The sequence below is a fragment of the Enterococcus saccharolyticus subsp. saccharolyticus genome (genome assembly GCF_029023825.1).
In the GTDB taxonomy this organism is placed as follows: domain Bacteria; phylum Bacillota; class Bacilli; order Lactobacillales; family Enterococcaceae; genus Enterococcus_F; species Enterococcus_F saccharolyticus.
Genome location: NZ_CP118957.1, coordinates 1,529,224 through 1,551,152 on the forward strand (window position 1 = coordinate 1,529,224; position 21,929 = coordinate 1,551,152).

The 21,929-nt window shown below is 38.6% G+C and carries 17 protein-coding genes and 1 riboswitch; all 17 genes read right to left on the reverse strand.

What is annotated here, in order from left to right:
• Positions 1-90: 90 nt before the first annotated feature.
• Positions 91-1,497: a dihydrolipoyl dehydrogenase gene (lpdA, locus tag PYW32_RS07920; RefSeq protein WP_016174844.1), complete on the reverse strand. Its 1,407-nt coding sequence runs from the start codon at positions 1,495-1,497 to the stop codon at positions 91-93.
• A gap of 7 nt (positions 1,498-1,504) precedes the next feature.
• On the reverse strand, positions 1,505-3,109 hold the full coding sequence (locus PYW32_RS07925; RefSeq protein WP_016174843.1) for a 2-oxo acid dehydrogenase subunit E2: 1,605 nt from the start codon (positions 3,107-3,109) through the stop codon (positions 1,505-1,507).
• Between the two features lie 26 nt (positions 3,110-3,135).
• Positions 3,136-4,113 carry an alpha-ketoacid dehydrogenase subunit beta gene (locus tag PYW32_RS07930; RefSeq protein ID WP_016174842.1) on the reverse strand — a complete coding sequence of 326 codons (978 nt, stop codon included), beginning with the start codon at positions 4,111-4,113 and terminating at the stop codon, positions 3,136-3,138.
• Between the two features lie 2 nt (positions 4,114-4,115).
• Positions 4,116-5,222 (reverse strand): pyruvate dehydrogenase (acetyl-transferring) E1 component subunit alpha, encoded by a 1,107-nt coding sequence (gene pdhA, locus PYW32_RS07935; RefSeq protein WP_016174841.1) that lies wholly within the window; start codon positions 5,220-5,222, stop codon positions 4,116-4,118.
• Positions 5,223-5,648: 426 nt separating this feature from the next.
• A complete protein-coding gene (gene mgtA, locus PYW32_RS07940) occupies positions 5,649-8,240 on the reverse strand; it encodes a magnesium-translocating P-type ATPase (RefSeq protein ID WP_016174840.1) in 2,592 nt (863 codons plus the stop codon).
• Positions 8,241-8,421: 181 nt separating this feature from the next.
• A riboswitch (M-box (ykoK) riboswitch) is annotated at positions 8,422-8,595 on the reverse strand.
• Positions 8,596-8,640: 45 nt separating this feature from the next.
• Positions 8,641-9,747, reverse strand: coding sequence for a non-hydrolyzing UDP-N-acetylglucosamine 2-epimerase (gene wecB, locus PYW32_RS07945; RefSeq protein ID WP_016174839.1), 1,107 nt, complete (start codon positions 9,745-9,747; stop codon positions 8,641-8,643).
• A gap of 100 nt (positions 9,748-9,847) precedes the next feature.
• Complete coding sequence (gene guaC / locus PYW32_RS07950) at positions 9,848-10,834, reverse strand: GMP reductase (protein WP_016174838.1); 987 nt, start codon at positions 10,832-10,834, stop codon at positions 9,848-9,850.
• A 179-nt stretch (positions 10,835-11,013) separates the two neighbouring features.
• Entirely contained in the window at positions 11,014-11,928 is a 915-nt protein-coding gene (locus PYW32_RS07955) for an aldo/keto reductase (RefSeq protein ID WP_016174837.1), read from the reverse strand.
• Between the two features lie 111 nt (positions 11,929-12,039).
• Complete coding sequence (gene purD / locus PYW32_RS07960; RefSeq protein WP_016174836.1) at positions 12,040-13,287, reverse strand: phosphoribosylamine--glycine ligase; 1,248 nt, start codon at positions 13,285-13,287, stop codon at positions 12,040-12,042.
• Positions 13,288-13,304: 17 nt separating this feature from the next.
• The gene (gene purH, locus PYW32_RS07965; RefSeq protein ID WP_016174835.1) at positions 13,305-14,846 is read right to left on the reverse strand and encodes a bifunctional phosphoribosylaminoimidazolecarboxamide formyltransferase/IMP cyclohydrolase; all 1,542 of its coding nucleotides are present in this window, start codon (positions 14,844-14,846) and stop codon (positions 13,305-13,307) included.
• Between the two features lie 3 nt (positions 14,847-14,849).
• Positions 14,850-15,422, reverse strand: a complete 573-nt coding sequence (gene purN, locus PYW32_RS07970; RefSeq protein WP_016174834.1) for a phosphoribosylglycinamide formyltransferase — start codon at positions 15,420-15,422, stop codon at positions 14,850-14,852.
• Positions 15,419-16,462, reverse strand: a complete 1,044-nt coding sequence (gene purM / locus PYW32_RS07975) for a phosphoribosylformylglycinamidine cyclo-ligase (RefSeq protein ID WP_016174833.1) — start codon at positions 16,460-16,462, stop codon at positions 15,419-15,421. Before purM ends, purN begins: the two co-directional genes overlap by 4 nt.
• Before the next feature lie 14 nt (positions 16,463-16,476).
• Complete coding sequence (gene purF, locus PYW32_RS07980; RefSeq protein ID WP_016174832.1) at positions 16,477-17,916, reverse strand: amidophosphoribosyltransferase; 1,440 nt, start codon at positions 17,914-17,916, stop codon at positions 16,477-16,479.
• Positions 17,901-20,120: a phosphoribosylformylglycinamidine synthase subunit PurL gene (purL, locus tag PYW32_RS07985; protein ID WP_016174831.1), complete on the reverse strand. Its 2,220-nt coding sequence runs from the start codon at positions 20,118-20,120 to the stop codon at positions 17,901-17,903. The genes purF and purL overlap by 16 nt, the downstream gene beginning before the upstream one ends.
• Positions 20,121-20,795 carry a phosphoribosylformylglycinamidine synthase subunit PurQ gene (gene purQ / locus PYW32_RS07990; RefSeq protein ID WP_016174830.1) on the reverse strand — a complete coding sequence of 225 codons (675 nt, stop codon included), beginning with the start codon at positions 20,793-20,795 and terminating at the stop codon, positions 20,121-20,123.
• Between the two features lie 2 nt (positions 20,796-20,797).
• Positions 20,798-21,052, reverse strand: coding sequence for a phosphoribosylformylglycinamidine synthase subunit PurS (purS, locus tag PYW32_RS07995; protein WP_016174829.1), 255 nt, complete (start codon positions 21,050-21,052; stop codon positions 20,798-20,800).
• A gap of 2 nt (positions 21,053-21,054) precedes the next feature.
• Positions 21,055-21,771 (reverse strand): phosphoribosylaminoimidazolesuccinocarboxamide synthase, encoded by a 717-nt coding sequence (purC, locus tag PYW32_RS08000; RefSeq protein ID WP_016174828.1) that lies wholly within the window; start codon positions 21,769-21,771, stop codon positions 21,055-21,057.
• Between the last annotated feature and the right edge of the window lie 158 nt (positions 21,772-21,929).

Below are 21,929 nucleotides of genomic sequence, written 5' to 3' on the forward strand. Positions count from 1 at the left end.
ACTTATTTATTCATCCGCCTAGAGAACGATTACATGTATGGGAAAACAAAAAAAGAGCTATCGCAACACGATAGCTCTTTTTGATTCATCTTACGCGTGAATTGGTAAACCTAAAGCCAATTCAGAAGCATCCATAACGATTTCACCTAATGATGGGTGAGGATGGATTGTTAATGCGATATCTTCTGCATTCATACCTGATTCAATAGCTAACGCTAATTCAGAAACCATATCTGATGCACTGATACCAGCAACTTGAGCTCCGATAAGAACGTGATCTTCAGTAGTTGCAACTAGACGGATAAATCCTTCTGTTTTACCTAATGATAATGCACGGCCATTACCAGCAAATGGGAATTTGAATGCTTTTGCATCGATTCCAGCTTCTTTTGCTTCTGCAATTGTCATACCTACTGAGGCCAATTCAGGATCAGTAAAGGCAACAGCTGGCATTGCTTTGTAGTCAACTGCTACTTTTTTACCTGAAATTGCTTCAGCAGCAATTTTTGCTTCATAGCTTGCTTTATGCGCTAAAGCTGCACCAGGAACGATGTCGCCAATCGCATAGATGTTTGATACATTTGTACGGCATTGTGCGTCAACGTTGATTAATCCACGTTCACCGATTTCAACACCAGCTTGCTCTAAGCCCATATCATCAGTGTTTGGACGACGACCTACAGTAACCATTACGTAATCAGCAGTGATTTCTTCTTCTTTACCATCTACTGCATATTTCACAGTTACGCTATCACCGTTGTCAACAGCTTCTTTAGCCATTGCATTAGTAATAACTGTCATGCCTTTTTTATTGAATTCCGCTTCAACAATTTTAACCATATCTTTTTCGTAAGTTGGTAAAATTTGTGGAGAACCTTCAAGGATAGTTACTTCAGAACCTAAGTTAGCATACGCGCCACCTAGTTCAGCACCGATAACTCCGCCACCGATGATAACTAATTTTTTAGGAACTTCCGTTAATGCTAAACCACCAGTTGAATCGATTACGCGTCCAGCGAATTTGAAACCAGGAATTTCAATTGGACGAGAACCAGTTGCTACAATCGCATTTTTGAATTCATACGTTTGTGCAGAATCAGGATGGATAACACGTAAAGTATGGTCATCTACGAAGAAAGCTTCCCCTTCAATGATTTCTACTTTATTTTTTTTCAAAAGCATACCTACGCCTGAAGTTAATTTATTAACAACACCGTTTGTTTTCCACTCTTGAGTTTTTGCAAAGTCTAATGTTACGTTCTCTGCAGTCACACCAAACATTTCTGAATGTTGTGCTTCTTGATAATGATGTCCCGCAGCGATTAACGCTTTTGAAGGAATACAACCAACGTTTAGACATACGCCACCAACGTTTTCTCTTTCAATAATCGCTACTTTTTGACCCATTTGAGCAGCACGGATGGCAGCTACATAGCCGCCAGGTCCCGCACCGATTACTACTGTATCTAATTCTAAGGCAAAATCTCCAACTACCATTTGTTTATCATCCTTCCATTAATAGTAACTCTGGATCTGCTAACAAACGTTTGATGTTATTCATCGCTTGTTGAGCAGTTGCGCCATCAACGATACGGTGGTCGAAACTTAATGATAATTTCATCATACGACCTACTACGATTTCGCCTTCTGCATTGACAACAGGTTGTTGAGCAATTGTACCTACACCTAAAATTGCAACTTCAGGGTAGTTGATTACTGGTGTGAACCAAGCTCCACCAACTGAACCAATGTTACTGATTGTAACTGTTCCGTTACGCATATCTTCAGCAGCTAATTTACCTTCATGAGCTAAAGCAGCTTTGCCGTTGATTTCATCAGCGATTGCGAATAGACCTTTACGATCTGCATCTTTAACGTTTGGTACGTATAGACCGTTCGCAGTATCTGTAGCAATACCGATATTGTAGTAGTTTTTGTAAACTACTTCTTGAGCAGCATCATCAATTGATGCGTTCAATACTGGGTATTTCTTCATAGTTGCAGTTAAAGCTTTAACAACATATGGCAAGAAAGTTAATTTAGTATTTTGAGCGGCAGCAACGTCTTTGAATTTCTTACGTTGATCCCATAGTTTAGAAACTTCTACTTCATCATGTAATGTTACGTGAGGAGCAGTGTGTTTGCTGTTAACCATTGCTTTAGAAATTGCTTTACGCATTGGTGTTAATTTTTCACGCGTTTCTAATGCGCCTAAATCAGAAGAGTAAGGTTTAGCTGGAGCTGCTTTCTCTTCTTTTGCAGCTGGTTTTGCTTCTGCTACTGGAGCTGCTGCTTCTTGTGCTGGAGCTGCCGGAGCTACTGAACCACCAGAAATAAAGCTTTGGATATCTTCTTTTGTTACGCGTCCACCTTTTCCAGAAGGAGTAACTAAAGTAATATCAACATCGTTTTCACGAGCAAATTGGCGTACAGATGGCATTGCCAATACGTTTTTGCTTGGTTTACCAGTTGGAGCTGCTGCTTCAGCTGGAGCAGATGCAGGTGCCGCTGCTTCTTGTGCCGGAGCTGCTGCAGGTGCATTGTTATGGCCTGGTGCGTCGATTTCGACTAACACGTCACCAACGTTTGCTACAACGCCCTCTGCTACAACAACACGTACAACTGTCCCTGTAACTGGTGATGGAATTTCTTCCACTGATTTATCGTTTTGTACTTCTAATAAAGTATCATCTTCATTAATAGTATCGCCGGCTTTTACAAACCATTTAACGATTTCGCCTTCTGCAATTCCTTCACCAATATCTGGTAATTTGAATTGGAAGACACCTTGTCCGCCAGCTTCTGGTAAAGCTGCTGGAGCTGCAGGTGTTTGTTCTTGAGCTGGAGCTGCTGGAGCTTCGTCTTCGTAACCTGGTGCGTCGATTTCGACTAACACGTCACCAACGTTTGCTACAACACCTTCTTCTACAAGAATGCTTTTAACTGTTCCTGTAACTGGTGATGGAATTTCTTCCACTGATTTATCATTTTGTACTTCTAACAAAGTATCATCTTCATTAATAGTATCGCCTGGTTTTACAAACCATTTAACGATTTCGCCTTCTGCAATTCCTTCACCGATATCCGGTAATTTAAATTGAAATGCCATGTTTGATATCTTCCTCTCTTATGATCTTAGAAGTTTGCGATTTCTCTTACTTTTGCTTCAATGTCTGATGCATTAGGTAACCAAGCATTTTCAGCTTGACCAAATGGGAATACAGTATCTGGAGCAGATACGCGTCCGATTGGAGCTTCTAAAGAAAGGATCGAACGTTCAGAAATTTCAGATACTACTTGTGTAGCTACGCCTGCTTGTCTTTGTGCTTCTTGAACAACTACAACACGGCCTGTTTTTTCAACAGAAGCGATAATAGTTTCAATATCAAGTGGAGCTACTGTACGCAAGTCAATAATTTCAACGCTGATATTTTCTTTTGCTAAGTTATCAGCTGCTTTGATTGCTTCACGAACCATTGCACCATAAGTGATGATAGAGATATCTGTACCTTCACGAGTGACAGCTGCTTTATCCAATGGAACTGTGTAAGATTCTTCTGGCACTTCTTCACGGAATGAACGGTAAAGTTTCATGTGCTCTAAGAAAACAACTGGGTCGTTACTTCTGATAGCAGAAATTAACAAGCCTTTTGCATCATATGGGTTTGATGGAATAACTACACGGATACCAGGAGATTGAGCAATCAATCCTTCTAAGTTATCTGAGTGTAATTCTGGTGTGTGAACTCCACCACCAAATGGTGAGCGAATTGTAATTGGCAAGTTTCTAGTGCCACCCATACGGTAACGAGTACGTGCCATTTGTGCTACAACTTCATCCATTGCTTCAAATACGAAACCGAAGAATTGTAGTTCAGGAACTGGACGGTAACCTTCTAAGGCTAAACCAAACGCTAAACCAGCAATACCTGATTCTGCTAATGGTGTATCGAATACACGATCTTCACCAAATTTTTCTTGCAAGCCTTCAGTTGCACGGAATACTCCACCGTTTTTACCAACGTCTTCACCAAACATCACTACGTTTTCATCGCTGGCTAACTCACAAGCTAGGGCATCAGTGATTGCTTGAATCATTGTTTTTTGTGCCATGATTATTTCGACTCCTTCGCTTCGTAAATTTCAATTTGTTCTTTGATAGTTTGTGGTTGATCTTCAAACATATTTTTCAAGAAATCAGAAACTTTTTGTTTTGGAACTTTATCAGCTTCAGCAATTGCTGCTTTGATTTCTTCTTTTGCTGCTTCGATTACTTCTTCTTCTTTAGCTTCAGTCCATAGACCTTTCGCTTCTAAATATTTACGGAAACGAACCAATGGATCTTTTGCAGTCCATTCATCGTCCATCTCTTTAGAACGGTAACGGGTTGGATCATCACCAGATAATGTATGTGGACCATAACGGTAAGTTAATGCTTCGATTAATACAGGGCCGTTTCCAGCAATTGACCAATCACGAGCCATTTTAGATACAGTATACATTGCTAATGGATCCATACCATCAACTTGGATACCTGGGATACCTGCAGCTACTGCTTTTTGAGCTAAAGTTGTTGCTGCTGATTGTTTGTCACGAGGTGTTGAAATCGCAAATCCGTTGTTTTGAATGAAGAATACAGCGTTTGCTTTATATGCACCTACAAAGTTAATACCTTCATAGAAATCACCTTGTGAAGAACCACCATCACCAGTATAAGTGAATGCAACATTTTTCTTACCGCGCATTTTTAGTCCTAAAGCAACACCAGCTGCTTGAACATATTGTGCTCCGATAATAATTTGTGGTGGTAAAGCTTTCAAATCTTCTGGGTAGTGGTTACCAGCTACGTGGCCACGAGACCATAAGAAAGCTTGAGTTAAAGGTAAACCATGTTGGATTAATTGAGGTACATCACGGTATCCTGGTAATAATACGTCTTCTTTTTCAAAAGCAAAATGACTTGCTAATTGACTTGCTTCTTGTCCAGCAGTTGGAGCAAAGAAACCTAAGCGACCTTGGCGGTTTAAAGCAGTTGAACGTTGGTCAAGTACACGTGACCACACCATACGAGTCATTAATTCAACTAATTCCTCATCACTTAAATCAGGTACTAAAGCTTCGTTTACAATGTTTCCATCTTGGTCTAATGCCTGATAAGTTGGAAATTGAGCATCGACGTTTTCTAGCAGTGCTTGAAAGTCAATTGTTTTTTTCTTTGCCATCTTGTCACACTTTCCTCTCTTTGTTAGGTTAATTCTTGTATATGATAGATTGTAACAGCGATTCTCTTCTGTATCACTTGTCAGAATCATTTACAGTTAATAAGCTATCATTTTTACAAGAGAAAAACAAGTAAAAAGTTTATAAATCTTTTATTTTATTTCTTGCCAATCCTTATTATACTAACTCTTTCTCGTGAAATCAATCACATTCACAAAATAACCTACTCAAAAGTAAAACGCTTTCGTTACGTGCTAATCTATATTAGTACAGATAATTTTTATTCACGAAACAGTTTTTCTCTTTTGAATAAATTATTCTTCTTTTTTATCTTAGGAAATAATCACAAAATTATGAAAGTTTCAACAAAAAAAGAACAGAAAAACTCCCCAAAATATGAGTTTCTCCGTTCTTTTAACAAATTTTTTTTATAACCATTCCTTCGTTAAATGAATATAAAATCGCTTAGCAATTTCGACTGCAACTAGATAAGCTATAGTAATACAGATAAAACCAAACCAATAGTTCGTTGGCAAGGCAGCAAAATCAAAAAATTCTTTCATAGGCGATAAAACAAGCATAATTCCAGTAAAAATAGCCAATCCACTTGCCATGATGACTGGAAGAGATGCACGACTTTGAATAAACGGCAGTTTTTTCGTACGAACAATGTGTACAACGAGTGTTTGTGTCACTAATCCGACCACAAACCAACCAGTTTGAAAGACCGCTTGTTCAGCAACCGTATTCGCACCAATGACAAACCACATCATTAGGAAGGTTAAAATATCAAAGACACTACTTACTGGTCCAATACATAAAGTGAATTTTAATAATCCCCCGACTTGCCATTTCACAGGCTTAGCAATTTCTTCTTCATCTACGCGATCCCAAGGAATCGTTAATTGCGCCATATCATAAATCAAGTTTTGTACAAGTAATTGAATCGAAAGCATCGGTAAGAACGGTAAGAAAGCACTAGCTACTAAAATTGAAAAAACATTTCCAAAATTGGAACTAATCGTAATTTTAATGTATTTCATCATATTACTAAATACTTTTCGTCCTTCTACAACACCTTTATCTAAGACATTCAAACTTTTTTCTAATAAAATAATGGAACTCGCATCTTTCGTAATATCTGCTGCTGTATCCACAGAAATACCTACATCAGCACTTCGCAAAGCAGGCGCATCATTAATCCCATCTCCCATAAAACCAACTGTGTGACCATCTGCTTGTAACGCTTGAATAATTCGTGATTTTTGCATCGGATTTAATTTAGCAAAAAGATTGATGGTTTCTGCTGCTTTGGCTAACTCATCATCTGACATTTGATCAACATCCGTTCCCAACAAGGCGTGATTGGCATCAATTCCTACATCACGGCAAACTTTCTCTGCAACAATTTCATTGTCACCTGTTAAGACTTTAACTGATACCCCGTGTTGGTGAAGTGATTGAATAGCTGTTGCTGCTGATTCCTTTGCTGGATCAAGAAACCCCATGAACCCAATTAACGTCATCTCTTTTTCATCAGCTACCGAATAAACGGCATCTTGGTGTACATCTTTTTTGATAGCTACTGTTAAGACCCGCATACCTTCTTTATTTAAACGACGATTGACTTGGCGTAGACGTTTTTTCAAAGGTGCTGTCAATGGTTGGATTTCGCCATTAATTCTCACATGAGAACAAATTTGTTCCATTTCTTCAACGGCACCTTTTGTGATCATCCATTGATGGTCATCCGCATGAACGACAACCGTTAAACGCCGACGAGAAAAATCAAACGGAATCTCATCGACTTTCACTACTTCTTTAAATGGTAGCTTTCTTGCATTTTCTTCAAAATAATTAATCACCGCAATATCCATTAAATTCTTCCAACCTGTTTGATAAGAAGAATTTACAAATGCCATATCCAGCACTGTTTCATCATCTTCACCGAATGGATTTAAGTGTTGAACTAACACGACACGATCTTCGGTAATCGTTCCTGTTTTGTCTGTGCACAACACATCCATACTGCCTAAATTTTGAATAGAAGGTAATTCTTTCACGATAACTTTTTCTTTCACTAAAGTCATCGCGCCTTTTGCTAAGTTACTAGTAACAATCATGGGTAACATTTCAGGTGTTAAACCTACTGCGACTGCAATCGCAAAAAAGAATGCTGCGCTCCAATCACCTTTTGTCAAACCATTGACTAGAAAAACAATTGGAAATAAGACAACAACCATTCGTAAGAGCAATCGACTAATTTTGGTTAGCCCTGTGTCAAAAGCTGTTTTTCCTCGTTGTTTGGTCGCATTTTTAGCAATATCACCAAAAAATGTATGTTGCCCTGTTTTTAAAATGATAGCTTTTCCTTGCCCACTTAAAACATCCGTCCCCATAAACACCAAGTTATTCATATCTAATGCAGAAAGAGATTGCTCCACAGGCATCCCCGCATCAACAAATTTTTCAATGGGCATTGATTCGCCAGTTAGAGACGATTGATTCACAAATAAATCTTTCGTCCAAATTAAGACAGCGTCTGCGGGAATCATATCACCGGTTGCTAACGTGACAATGTCGCCTGGAACTACTTCATCCATAGGAATTTCTTTCGTTTGGTTATTTCGTGTGACTGCACACGTATTTTCGATTAACTCTTTCAATTCTAAACTCGCTTTTTGTGAACGATATTCTTGAATAAATGAGATGGTTGCACTAGCAGCAATCATAACTGCCATCACAATCGCTGCTTCGTAATCTTTGGTTACGAAAGATACAATCATCAACAATGCTAACACTAAAACGAATGGATCTTTAAAGGCATGGAGAAAAATCAACCATGCTGGTGTTGGTTTTTCCGCATCAATTTGATTTAACCCGACTTCTTCCAAACGTTTTTGAGCATCGGCTGTTGATAACCCACTTAAGGAAGTTCGCAACTCCATAAATAATTCTCGATCTGATAATATTGCTAATTTTTTTAATTCTTGTTCTTTTGTTTGTGGTTGTTTCATCATATTCTCTTCCTCCTAGTGATTGTCTAGGAGTTTTATTCCTAGACAATTAGTTTATTAAGTTCCTCTCGGGTGCAGGGTGATCCATCATAAACCTTCCTTTCTGTCTAGTGAAGATACGTTTTGTTTCAAACACAACAAAAAAACGCATACTCAACAATGAGCATGCGCCAAATAGTAGCTAATTCATAGTCATCGTTGAGCTTTAGCACTATAGGGCGTAGACAAATAAGTATTTGTCAGCTACGTTATGAATAACCTTCAACGATTATTCCTGTTTTACCAAACTAAGGGTCTCTCGATCCTTTCGCGGCAGCAGCCTGTGTCCATATAGGAGCCTCACCTAACAATTATTTTATTTCTTCTTCCATACTACTCACTTGTTATTTATCTGTCAACTAATTTACTGTTGTGCAAAATAATCCGCAATCGCATTTAAAATATATTCACTTGCATGACCGTCGCCATAAGGATTTTTAGCTTGTGCCATTTGTTGATGCGCATCTGAGTCAATGAGTAGCTGTTTGGTTTCCGTATAGACTTTCTCTTCGTCGGTTCCAATTAACTTCAATGTTCCCGCTGCTACTCCTTCTGGACGTTCTGTCGTATCACGCAACACCAAAACAGGTACTCCTAAAGAAGGCGCCTCTTCTTGTACGCCACCTGAATCGGTTAGAATTAAATGACTACGAGCAATCACATTATGAAAATCAACTACATCTAATGGTTCAATTAACTGGACGTTCGCCAGATTCCCAAGCAATTCTTGTGCAATCGCACGAACTTTGGGATTCTTGTGCATTGGAAAAATTAATCGTACGTCTGGAAATTCATTAGCAATTCGCTGTAAAGCAGAGAAAACCTGTGCCATTGGTTCCCCTAAATTTTCGCGGCGGTGCATGGTTACCACAATTTGTTTTTGATAATCTAACACCAATGTAGGATTCTCGTACGCTTCATTGACCGTATAGTTCATCGCATCAATTGCAGTATTTCCTGTTACATAAATTTGTTCTTCTGGATGATTTTCTTTTAATAGATTTTCTTTGCTTTGTTCAGTAGGAGCAAAGTATAAATCAGCTAACGCATCCGTCATTTGACGATTTGCTTCTTCCGGAAACGGTGAATATTTATTCCACGTTCGTAATCCTGCTTCAACATGGCCAATCCTCACTTGTTGATAAAAAGCAGCTGTGGCAGCAGCAAAAGTGGTCGTTGTATCGCCGTGTACCAACACAATGTCAGGTTGTTCTGCTTGTAAAATTGGTTGCATTTCTAGCAGTACTTTTGTTGTAATATCAGTAAGTGTTTGGCCACTCGCCATAATATTCAAATCATAATCCGGAATAATTTCAAAAATCGCCATTACTTGGTCTAACATTTCGCGATGTTGCGCTGTAACAATGATTTTCGACTCAAAACGATCATCTTGTTCTAACGCTTTGACTAATGGCGCCATTTTGATTGCTTCAGGTCTTGTACCAAATATCGAAAATACTTTAATCCCCATTTTCCTTCACCTCAATTGTATTGTAACAAACCATTGTCGAGTAGACCATGAAAAAAAGAAGTAAAATCAGCATGACTTTACTTCTTGAAAAATTTTATTTTTAGATTGTGTCGCCATTAAAGATTGAGTTTTTAACAATCACATAATCGACTTTACGGATGGCTTCTAAATCTTTGCCACCTGCATAAGAAATAGAAGATTGTAAGTCTTGTTGCATTTCAACTAACGTATCTTTTAATGACCCTTTGTGAGTCACCCAAATTTTCTTACCTTCAACGTTTTTCTTTTCACCTTTTTGGAATTCAGAAGCGGAACCAAAGTATTCTTTATAAAATACACCATCTTCCACTTTTGTTTCACCTGGTGATTCTTCATGGCCAGCAAACAATGAACCAATCATAACCATTGTTGCACCAAAACGCACTGATTTTGCGATATCGCCATGTGTACGGATACCACCGTCAGCAATAATTGGTTTACGGGCAGCTTTTGCACACCATCTTAACGCAGCTAATTGCCAACCACCTGTACCAAAACCTGTTTTGATTTTTGTAATACATACTTTACCTGGTCCAATGCCGACTTTTGTCGCATCTGCACCAGCATTTTCTAATTCACGAACAGCTTCAGGCGTCCCAACGTTTCCTGCGATAACAAATGTATCCGGCAAATGTTTTTTAATATGTTGAATCATACGAATAACAGAGTTCGAGTGCCCGTGTGCAATATCAATTGTAATATAATCAGGAACTAAATTTTGTTTCGCTAATTCTTCAACAAATGGGTATTCATTTTCTTTTACACCCACACTGATAGAAGAAATCAAACCACGTGCTTGCATTTTTTGGATAAACGGCACACGTGCATCTTCATCAAAACGGTGCATAATGTAGAAATAGCCATTTTCTGCTAAAAATTCGGCAATTTTTTCGTCAATGATTGTTTGCATATTTGCAGGAACCACTGGCATTTTAAATTTGTGTTTTCCTAATTTTACAGTTGTATCACATTCTGAACGACTATTTACAATACATTTATTAGGGATCAACTGAACATCTTCGTAATCAAAAACCGTTAAATCAAACATTGAAAACATCCTCTCAAATCTTCACTTATTATCGAAGCATTAAATATTGTTATACGTATTTTATTTTTAACACCTTCAATAATTTAGCCGATAAAGGGAAAGAAAGCAACCATATTCTTTCGTTTTATAAAAAGAAACGAGAAATCGTTCGTGTTTTACGAACAATCTCTCATTTCAATTTATGGTAAAATATTTCCAGCTGCCATATAGACACGGTACCAATCTTCTCTGCTCATTTGAATATCAGAAGCTTGCGCAATTTCTTCAATGCGTTGAATATTCATGGTTCCGGCAATCACTTGCATGTTTGCTGGATGACGTAAAATCCAGGCAGAAGCAATTCCAGTTGGTGTTGAATGATATTTTTCAGCCAATTCTTCTAACACTTTATTCAATTCAGGGAATTTTTCATGCCCAATAAAAACACCTTCAAAAAAACCATATTGATAAGGTGACCAAGCTTGAATCGTCATATCATGTAAACGAGAATATTCCAAAATTTCACCGTCATGGTCTAATGAACCTGCATCTGTCATATTTACATGAATGCCTTGGTCAATCATGCCTGTATGCATAATGCCAAATTGTAATTGATTGGCAACTAAGGGTTGTTTCACATATTTTTTCAACAATTCAATTTGACCTGGTTTTTGATTACTCACACCAAAGTATTTCACTTTTCCTTGTTGTTCCAATTGATCAAAAGCTGCCGCAACTTCTTCTGGTTCTACTAATGTATCTGGACGATGCAATAATAACGCATCTAAATAATCAGTATCCAAACGTTTTAAAATACCTTCTACTGAGGAAACGATATGTTCTTTTGAAAAATCAAACATTTTTCCAGGGACAATCCCACATTTTGATTGAATAAATAAATCGTCACGTTTAATTTCAGTTTTTGCTAACGCATCAGCAAAAATACGTTCACAGTCACCACCACCATAAATATCTGCGTGGTCAAAAAATGTAATTCCGTTATCAACAGCCGTTTCAATCACTTTCACTGGATTTTCAGCATTATTGATACGCATACAACCAAGAATGACGCTTGCAACGTCAAGATTCGTTGTACCAAATTTAACAGTTTTCATAAGTTAAATCTCCTCCTTTTACGTTTTTATTTTAGCACAGTTTAATGGAAACGCTACACTGAATTTCACCAATGAAAAACTGGGTGTCCTTTTTTACACCCAGTTTTTGACTTATAATGCTTTATTACCAATATCATGCCGATAAAATAACTGTGGCAATTCTACTTGATTTAATAATTGATAGACTTTTTGTTGCGCTTGTTCTAATGTCTGTGCTTGTGCTTCCACTAATAACACACGACCACCCGCACTCACTAAACCACGCTCTTCAGCAACACCAGCATAATAAACATGACAGTCGTCACTTATGAATTCTGGAATCGTTTGACCCGTCACATACGTGCCAGGATACCCTTGAGCAGCAACGACCACGCCTAATGTTGCTTGATTATTCCACTGAATTTCGGGTTCTTCACCTTTTAAAAGTGCCGTAATAATGGCCGCTAAACTGCTATCCAAACGTGGTAAAACAACTTGCGTCTCTGGATCGCCAAAGCGCGCATTGAATTCAATCACTTTCGGACCATTTTTGGTAGCAATTAATCCCGCATATAAAATTCCTGTAAATGGCGTACCTTGAGCAACCATCCCTTGAGCTGCTGGTAATAACACTTCTTGCACAGCTTGCTCGACGATTTCTTCAGAAATTTGTGGTACTGGTGAATAAGCACCCATACCACCAGTGTTTGGTCCTCGATCCCCATCAAACGCTCGCTTGTGGTCTTGGGCAATGACCATTGGATAGACTTTTTCTTCCCGGACAAACGCTAAAAGTGAAAATTCTTCTCCTGCTAAAAACTCTTCGATGACAACTTTCGCACCACTTGCACCAAATTTATTGTCTTCAAGCATCTCTTTCAAAGCAGCAATCGCTTCAGCAATCGTTTCAGCAACAACGACTCCTTTACCAGCAGCTAATCCATCGGCTTTAATGACAATCGGTGCCCCTTGCTCTAAAACATAGCTTTTGGCAGTTTCAAAATCAGAAAAACTTTGATACGCCGCCGTTGGAATTTGATTGTTCACCATTAATTCTTTGGCGAATTCTTTGGAACCTTCAATCATTGCTGCGGCTTTTTTAGGGCCGAAAATTTGTAGTCCTGCTTGTTGAAAATCGTCCACAATGCCATTTAATAAAGGAATTTCTGGACCGACAAATGTCCAATCAATGGCTTGATTTTTTGCAAATTCAATCAGTCGTTCGTGATTGTCTTCGGCAATATCCACCAGCTGAATGCCATCTCTAGTCATACCAGGATTTCCTTTGGCACAAAAAACCGCTGTGACTGCTGAATCGGAAAGAAATTTCTTAGCAATAGCATGTTCACGACCACCACTGCCAATTACAAGTATCTTCATTGATTTACTCCTTAAGATTAATGTCTGAAATGACGGACGTTTGTAAACAGCATCGTAATGCCATATTTATCTGCCATATCAATGGATTCTTGATCTTTAATACTACCACCAGGTTGAATAATTGCTTTAATACCATGTTCTGCAGCATATTCGACACTATCTCCCATTGGGAAAAAGGCGTCACTTGCTAACACCGCTCCTGCAATTTTTCCAGCTGCTTCTGCTTGATCGATTGCAATCCGGACAGAACCAACACGATTCATTTGTCCCGCACCAATCCCAACAGTTTGTTTATCATTTGCTAATAAAATAGCATTTGATTTAACGTGTTTCACTGCTTTCCAAGCAAAAGTTAACGCGTTTAACTCCATTTCAGTTGGTTGACGTTTCGTCACGACTTGCCAATCAGCTGGATTTTCTTCAATCAAATCTTGATCTTGTACTAATAGACCACCTAAAACAGATACTGTTTCGGCTTGCGTGGATGATTGATCTGTAAAGTCCAATGTCATTAAACGGATATTCTTTTTCTTCGTTAAAATTGCCAAAGCATCCGCTTCAAACGCAGGTGCAATAATAATTTCTAAGAAAATTTTGCTCATCGCTTCAGCCGTTGATGCATCAACGGGGCGATTTAAAACAACAATACCACCAAAAATAGAAACAGCGTCTGCTTCATAAGCAGCAGTATAAGCCTCAAAAATAGTTGCTGCTGTCCCAATACCACATGGATTCATATGTTTTAACGCAACAACAGTTGGTTCTGTGTATTCTCTAGCGATACGAATCGCTGCATCGGCATCGCGAATATTATTATACGAAAGTTCCTTACCATGTAATTGTTTTGCCGAAGCAATCGAATAAGGTTTTGGTAGAGCATCAGCATAAAAAGCGGCTTCTTGATGACTGTTTTCACCATAACGTAACGATTGTTTTAAATCATAAGTCAATGTTAGTTTTTCTGGTTCTTCTTCGCCTACTAATTCGGTTAAATAATTGGCAATGAGGGCATCATAAGCTGCCGTATGACGAAATACTTTTGCTGCCAAGCGTTTTCTTGTCGCTAACGTTGTTTGTCCTTCAGCAGTTAATTCATCTAGAACAACAGCATAATCAACTGGATCAACTATCACAGTTACCGAAGCATGATTTTTTGCGGCAGAACGTAACATGCTTGGTCCACCAATATCAATATTTTCAATCGCATCTGCTTCTGTGACATCTGGTTTCAAAATTGTTTCTTTAAATGGATACAGATTTACCACAACAAAATCAATCGGTGCAATACCATGTTCGTTCATTGCCTCCATATGCGTTACCAAATCACGACGCCCTAATAATCCACCATGAATTTTAGGATGTAATGTTTTCACACGACCATCCATCATTTCCGGAAAACCAGTAACTTCATCAATTGAAATCGTGGGAATTCCCGCTTCATCCAAAGCTTTTTTTGTTCCTCCGGTTGAAATAATTTCAATACCTTTTGCGACTAATGCTTGCGCAAATGCTTCAATTCCTGTTTTATCTGATACACTGATTAATGCTCTTTTTGTCATGACTTACTTTACTCCTTTTTGTGTAATATCCGCAATTACTCGCGGATACCAATGATGTTCTAGTTGATGGATTTTTTCTTCCAAAGTTGCAAGTGTGTCTTCGTTCGTAATTTCAACCGCTGCTTGCGCAACAATTGGTCCAGTATCGACACCCGCATCCACAAAATGAATCGTAATTCCTGTCAGTTTTACGCCATAGTCATACGCATCTTTAATTCCATGCAATCCTGGAAAACTTGGTAATAAAGAAGGATGAATATTCAAAATCCGATTGGGAAAGGTCTCTAATAAGTCTTGGCCAATAATGCGCATATAACCTGCTAAGACCACAAAATCAATTTGATTTGTCAGTAACAGATCACGCAACGCTGCTTCATATTGTTTTTTTGAAGCAAAATCTTTTGGCGAAAAACTAAACCGTGGAATCTGATATTTTTTGGCACGTTCTAAGACATACGCATCTTTTCTATCTGAAAAAAGCAGGACCAACTCACCTTGGATTGCTTGTGTTTCAAAGGCTTGGGCAATCGCTTCAAAGTTGCTGCCATTTCCAGAAGCTAAAACCGCCACTCTCATACGTGAACCTCTTTAAAAACGATTGGTGCTTCAGCTTTCTCAATCACTTGACCAATCACATAGCTAGCTTCGTTTTGTTTTTGCAACAGTACTTGAACGTCAGAAACTTTTTCTGGTGCAACAGCAATAACCATCCCGATGCCCATATTAAAAATTTCATACATTTCCTGTTTTGGAAGTTTACCATAAGAAGATAACACCTCAAAAATTGGTAGAATTGGCCAACTATTCTCGTGAATTTCAACCGCCAAGTTTTCTGGTAACATGCGCGGAAGATTTTCGACAAAACCACCACCAGTCACATGAGCAATACCATGAACCAATTCTTCTTTAACCAATGGTAAAATTGCTTGGACATAAATACGGGTCGGTGTTAATAATTCTTTCCCCAATGCTTGTGACAACTCTGGTAATTGATCCTCATAGGTAAATTGATGCTGTTCAAAGAAAATCTTACGTACTAAAGAAAAACCATTAGAGTGAATACCAGAAGAAGGTAAACCGATTAAAACATCGCCCGCTTTGATTTTTTCACCAGTTACTAATTGACTTTTCTCAGCAATCCCCACAGCAAATCCCGCTAAATCGTACTCGTCTTCCTTATACATTCCAGGCATTTCAGCTGTTTCGCCACCAATTAAAGCCGCCCCAGCTTGAACACAGCCATCTGCAACACCAGCTACCACTTTTTCTAACCGTTCCGGGACATTTTTTCCAGTTGCAATGTAATCAAGAAAATACAAAGGCTCTGCACCTTGGGCAACAATATCGTTGACACACATTGCCACACAATCAATTCCTATCGTGTCATGCGTCTCCGTTTGAATCGCAATCATTAATTTTGTTCCGACTCCATCTGTTCCTGAAACTAAAACTGGTTCCTTAACCGACAATGTACTTAAATCAAAACAGCCACCAAAACCACCTAAACTTCCTAAGACGCCTAAGCGTTCTGTTTTCTTCACATGTTTTTTAATTCGTTCCACTACTTCATAGCCTGCTTCTACATCCACACCGGCTTTTGAATATGCGTTTGTCACTTGTTTTCCTCCGTTTAAAAAAATGATGTTTGTTCTTGTAATGAGGCACGATACTGCTCTTCATAATCATAAAGTGGTGTTGGATAATCACCATTAAAATAAGCCATACATAATCCAGAATAAGGTGCATCAAAAGTTAAACCAATCGAATCGATTAATCCTTGTTCACTTAAAAATGCTAAAGTATCCGATTCTACACATTCACGAATTTCTTCGACTGAGTGATTCGCTGCAATGAGTTCTTTTCTTGTTTGAATATCAATTCCATAAAAACAAGGATATTTCAAAGGTGGCGAGGCTATGCGTAAATGCACTTCTTTAGCCCCAGCTTCTTTTAATAATCCCACAATCCGACGACTGGTTGTCCCACGTACAATCGAATCATCGACTAAAATGACGCGTTTGCCTTCAACCACACCACGAACTGCTGACAATTTCATCCGAACACCTTGTTCACGTAATTCTTGGGTTGGTTGAATAAAGGTTCTAGCAACGTATTGATTTTTGACTAATCCTAATTCATAAGGAATCCCCGAATATTCTGCATAACCACTAGCAGCCGATAAAGATGAATTGGGTACCCCAATCACCATATCTGCTTCAACGGGTGCTTCTTTTGCTAAACGACGCCCCATTTCTTTGCGAGCTGTATGCACATTCACCCCCGCAATGTTTGAATCAGGTCGAGCAAAATAAATATATTCCATCGCACAAATGGCAGGTTGAGTCTCTGTTGTGTACTTTTCAATTGTAATGCCTGTATCATTAATAATGACCAACTCCCCAGGTTGGACATCACGTACAAAAGCAGCCCCACTAACTTCCAACGCACATGTTTCTGAAGCAATCACATACGCCCCATTTTTCATTTGCCCAATAGATAACGGTCGGAATCCATTTGGATCAAGTGCTGCAACAATCGCATCTTCCGTAATTAATAAATACGCAAAACCGCCTTTCACTTGATTCAAAGATTCTTTTAGTCGTTCATTAAACGTGGGTTGTTGACTTCTACGAATTAAGTGCATCAAAATTTCCGTATCTGAATTAGAATGAAAAATAGCGCCATCTTTTTCTAAGTCGCGTCGTAACGTCTTAGCATTGGTTAAATTCCCATTATGTGCCAAAGCAATCTGACTATCATAAAATTTAAACAAAAAAGGTTGAATATTATCAACACTCCCATTACCAGCCGTTGCGTAGCGCACGTGACCGATTGCTGCGGTGCCTTTTAATTTTGTCAGTTTATTTTCATCCGAAAAAACTTTTGATAACAAGCCTAAGTCGCGATGTCCACGTAATTTCCCTTGATCGTTTGACACAATCCCAGCACCTTCTTGTCCGCGATGTTGCAAACTATGCAAACCAAAATAAGCAACGCGGGAGGCATCTGGATGCCCCCATACGCCGAAAACCCCACACTCTTCATTTAAACTTTTTACTTCATAAGACATGGAATAGCTTCCTCCCATAATCGTTTCGCTACGTGTGTGTCTATAGTTATTTCGTCTGCTTGAGTGGCCATTTTTAATTGTCCATCAGCGGTTACTTTGCCAATATATTGGGCTAATCCTCCAGCTAATGTTTCAAAAGCTGTTTGATTTTCAGGTGACACACTTACGATAAAGCGTGATTGTGTTTCTGAAAACAGCCATTCTTTTGGTACATCCACTGAAACATCGATTCCTAATTCGTTCTTAAAAGCTGATTCAGCTAGAGCAACTGCCAATCCACCTTCTGCACTATCATGTGCACTTGCAAGTAAACCGGCTTGAATCGCTTGTAAGACAATATTTTGAACTGCTTTTTCAGTTGCTAAATCAAAATCCATTAATTTCCCTTCAATTTTTCCAAGTTGCAATTTTTGAATTTCACTACCGTTAAAATCAGCTTTTGTCTCCCCGATAACATAAATGAAATCTCCAGCTTGTTTAAATTCTTGCGTCGTAATATGCGCTAGTTTTTCAATCAAACCAACCATTCCAATCATCGGTGTTGGATAAATGGCTTTTCCATTCGTTTCATTGTATAAAGAAACATTTCCTGAAATAACAGGTGTATCAAGTACCCGACAAGCTTCTGAAATACCATCCGCAGACGTCCACAATTCCCAGAATCCTTCTGGTTTATCCGGCGAACCATAATTTAAACAATCAGTAATTGCTAATGGTTTTCCGCCGCTAGCAACAATATTACGTGCAGCTTCCGCAACAGCAATTTGCCCACCAACTTCTGGGTTCAAATATAAGTAACGACTATTACAATCCGTTGTCATTGCTAAAGCTTTTTCAGTGCCACGGATACGTAAAACAGCGGCATCACTACCTGGAGGAACGACAGTATTGGTGCGAACTTGTGAATCATACGTTTCATAAATGGATTTTTTAGACGCAATAGTGGGTTGTTGTAATAAAGCTAATAACGTTTCTGCAGCATCTTCAATGGTTGGTACAAAATCCGATAGCGCTGCAAATTCTTGAATACGGGCTGGTTCTTGACGTTCTTTGTGGTATGTCGGTGCATCTTCTGCTAACGCATCTACTGGTAAATTCGCAACTTCTTCCCCATGATGATAGAGGCGATATAAGCCATCATCAGTTACTTCTCCAATAGATACAGCATCTAACTCATATTTTGCAAATAAAGCAACTACTTCTGCTTCATGTCCTTGCTCCACACAAATGAGCATTCTCTCTTGTGATTCAGACAACATCATTTCATAAGGAGTCATCCCCGTTTCACGTTGCGGGACATCATCTAAATACAGCTTCAACCCTGAACCAGCTTTAGAAGCCATCTCAGAACTTGACGACACTAAACCAGCCGCGCCCATATCTTGGATACCCACCAGAATATCACTATGGTCTAAAATTAATTCTAAACAAGCTTCTAATAGGAGTTTTTCCATAAATGGGTCACCTACTTGAACCGCCGAACGTTGTTGTTCTTCCCCTTCAACAAATTCTTCCGAAGCAAACGTTGCCCCATGGATACCATCACGACCTGTTTTGGCACCGACATACATAATCGCATTCCCAACACCTTTAGCTTGGCCTTTTTGAATATCTTTATGATCGATTAGTCCAACACACATGGCATTCACCAAAGGATTTCCTTCGTAACAAGCGTCAAATTGCACTTCGCCACCAACTGTGGGAATCCCAATACAATTGCCATAACCACTAATGCCAGCAACCACTTCTTCTAATAAATATTTGGTGCGCTCATTATCTAACTCACCAAAACGCAAGGAATCTAAAATAGCAATTGGACGTGCACCCATACTAAAAATGTCACGGATAATACCGCCAACACCTGTTGCTGCACCTTCATAAGGTTCTACTGCTGAGGGATGATTGTGACTTTCTGCTTTAAAGACCACTGCTTGTCCATCACCAATATCAACAATTCCCGCTCCTTCGCCAGGACCTTGTAACACTTGTGGACCACTTGTCGGAAATTTACGTAATACAGGTTTGGAGTTTTTATAAGAACAGTGTTCACTCCACATCACAGAAAAAAGTCCTGTTTCTGTATAGTTGGGCAGACGACCAAGAATATCTTCTGCAATCATGCGATACTCTTCATCCGTTAACCCCCATTGTGAATAAATACGCTGTTCTTTAATCTCTTGAGGAGTTGGTTCTACTTTTATCATTTATACAGACACCTTTCCGAAATTTTTCAAAATAGAGGCAAAAAATTTCTTGCCATCTTCTGATCCTAATAATGATTCCATCGCCCGTTCCGGATGTGGCATCATTCCTAAAACATTGCCTTGTTCGTTACAAATACCAGCAATATTAGCTAAACTACCATTAATATTTTCTTCATACTTGAAAACGATTTGTTTGTTTGCTTCCAATTTTTTTAGAGTTTCTTCATCACAGTAGTAATTTCCTTCACCGTGAGCAACGGGAATTTGAATAATATCATTTTCTTCGTACTCTGAAGTAAATTTCGTTTGGTTGTTAACGACTTTCAGTGGTGTCGTTTTACAAATAAAATGCAAGGATTCATTACGACGTAACGCGCCTGGTAACAAACCCGCTTCGGTTAACACTTGGAAACCATTGCATGTGCCAAAAACAGGTTTTCCTTCTTCTGCAAAACGAATCACTTCTTGCATAATTGTAGAAAAGCGCGCAATAGCCCCACAACGTAAGTAATCACCATAAGAAAATCCACCTGGTAACAACACACCATCAAATCCTTCAAGTGATTCTGCATCATGACGAACATATTCCGCCTCAGCACCCATTACCTCTTTAACTGCCCAAAGCATGTCCATGTCACAGTTTGAACCCGGAAAAACAATGACTGCAAATTTCATTTTTAGACTTCCTCCGTAGCTACAATTTCATAGCGATAAGTTTCCATATTGACATTGGCTAATAACTTGTCACAAATTTCTTCAATCGCTTCTTCTACGGGACGATCAGATTTCGCGACTTTAATTTCAAAATATTTTCCAATACGAATTTCTTCAATTTCGTTAAAGCCTAAACGATGAACAGCGCCTTTAACAGCTTCTCCTTGAGGGTCTAAAACTGATTCTTTATATGTGACAAATACTTTTACAAAATACATAATTACGCTCCTTTTTCTTCTAATCGTTGTAATACTTCCTCATAAACGGGAATTAAATCGCCTAGATCACGACGATATACATCTTTGTCTAAATGCTCATTGGTTTCAATATCCCACAAGCGACAAGTATCTGGAGAAATTTCATCCGCTAACAAAATTGTGCCAGTTTCTGTTCGTCCGACTTCAATTTTGAAATCGATCAAACGAATGTCAATTGAAACAAATAATTCTTGTAATGCTTGATTGACTTGTAAAGCAAGTTCTTTGATTTTTTTCACTTCTTCTTTGGTCGCAACTTGTAAAAAAGCAACATGATCTTCATTGATGAATGGATCATCTAAACGATCTTCTTTATAATAAAATTCGGTGATTGGAAACGGTAAGAGTGTCCCTTCTTTGATAGCCAAACGTTTTGAAAAGCTTCCCGCAGCGACATTACGCACCACAATTTCTAAAGGAATCATTTCCACTCGCTTTATCAATTGTTCGTTTTTAGAAGTTTTTTTGATAAAATGGCTTGGAATACTTTTGTCTGCTAATTTTTCAAAAATAAGGGCAGTGATTTGGTTATTCATTTGGCCTTTCCCTTTAACAGCATCTTTTTTCGCACCATTCAAGGCAGTTGCTTGATCTAAATATTCAACTAAAAACACTGATTTATCCTCTGTTTCATATAATTTCTTAGCTTTACCTTCATAAGCTAATGCTTTTCTTTCCATGTCACACCTCGTTTTATTTTTTTACTGTTACTTCTTTTTGTGTACTATTATTCTAACAATACTCATTTCTCATCGTCAACGATAACTTTACATTAATTAACTTTATTTTTAAGATAGTTCGTGTTTAAGCCAAGAGATTTATCTTTATTTTACACTCA

Coding starts and splice junctions, on each gene's coding strand:
- pdhA (WP_016174841.1), bottom strand. CDS start 5,222: ATGGCAAAGAAAAAAACAATTGACTTTCAAGCACTGCTAGAAAACGTC.
- purN (WP_016174834.1), bottom strand. CDS start 15,422: ATGAGAGTGGCGGTTTTAGCTTCTGGAAATGGCAGCAACTTTGAAGCG.
- PYW32_RS07955 (WP_016174837.1), bottom strand. CDS start 11,928: ATGAAAACTGTTAAATTTGGTACAACGAATCTTGACGTTGCAAGCGTC.
- PYW32_RS07930 (WP_016174842.1), bottom strand. CDS start 4,113: ATGGCACAAAAAACAATGATTCAAGCAATCACTGATGCCCTAGCTTGT.
- PYW32_RS07925 (WP_016174843.1), bottom strand. CDS start 3,109: ATGGCATTTCAATTTAAATTACCGGATATCGGTGAAGGAATTGCAGAA.
- purF (WP_016174832.1), bottom strand. CDS start 17,916: ATGTCTTATGAAGTAAAAAGTTTAAATGAAGAGTGTGGGGTTTTCGGC.
- lpdA (WP_016174844.1), bottom strand. CDS start 1,497: ATGGTAGTTGGAGATTTTGCCTTAGAATTAGATACAGTAGTAATCGGT.
- purH (WP_016174835.1), bottom strand. CDS start 14,846: ATGACAAAAAGAGCATTAATCAGTGTATCAGATAAAACAGGAATTGAA.
- purS (WP_016174829.1), bottom strand. CDS start 21,052: ATGTATTTTGTAAAAGTATTTGTCACATATAAAGAATCAGTTTTAGAC.
- guaC (WP_016174838.1), bottom strand. CDS start 10,834: ATGTTTGATTTAACGGTTTTTGATTACGAAGATGTTCAGTTGATCCCT.
- purD (WP_016174836.1), bottom strand. CDS start 13,287: ATGAAGATACTTGTAATTGGCAGTGGTGGTCGTGAACATGCTATTGCT.
- purQ (WP_016174830.1), bottom strand. CDS start 20,795: ATGAAATTTGCAGTCATTGTTTTTCCGGGTTCAAACTGTGACATGGAC.
- purC (WP_016174828.1), bottom strand. CDS start 21,771: ATGGAAAGAAAAGCATTAGCTTATGAAGGTAAAGCTAAGAAATTATAT.
- mgtA (WP_016174840.1), bottom strand. CDS start 8,240: ATGATGAAACAACCACAAACAAAAGAACAAGAATTAAAAAAATTAGCA.
- purL (WP_016174831.1), bottom strand. CDS start 20,120: ATGATAAAAGTAGAACCAACTCCTCAAGAGATTAAAGAACAGCGTATT.
- wecB (WP_016174839.1), bottom strand. CDS start 9,747: ATGGGGATTAAAGTATTTTCGATATTTGGTACAAGACCTGAAGCAATC.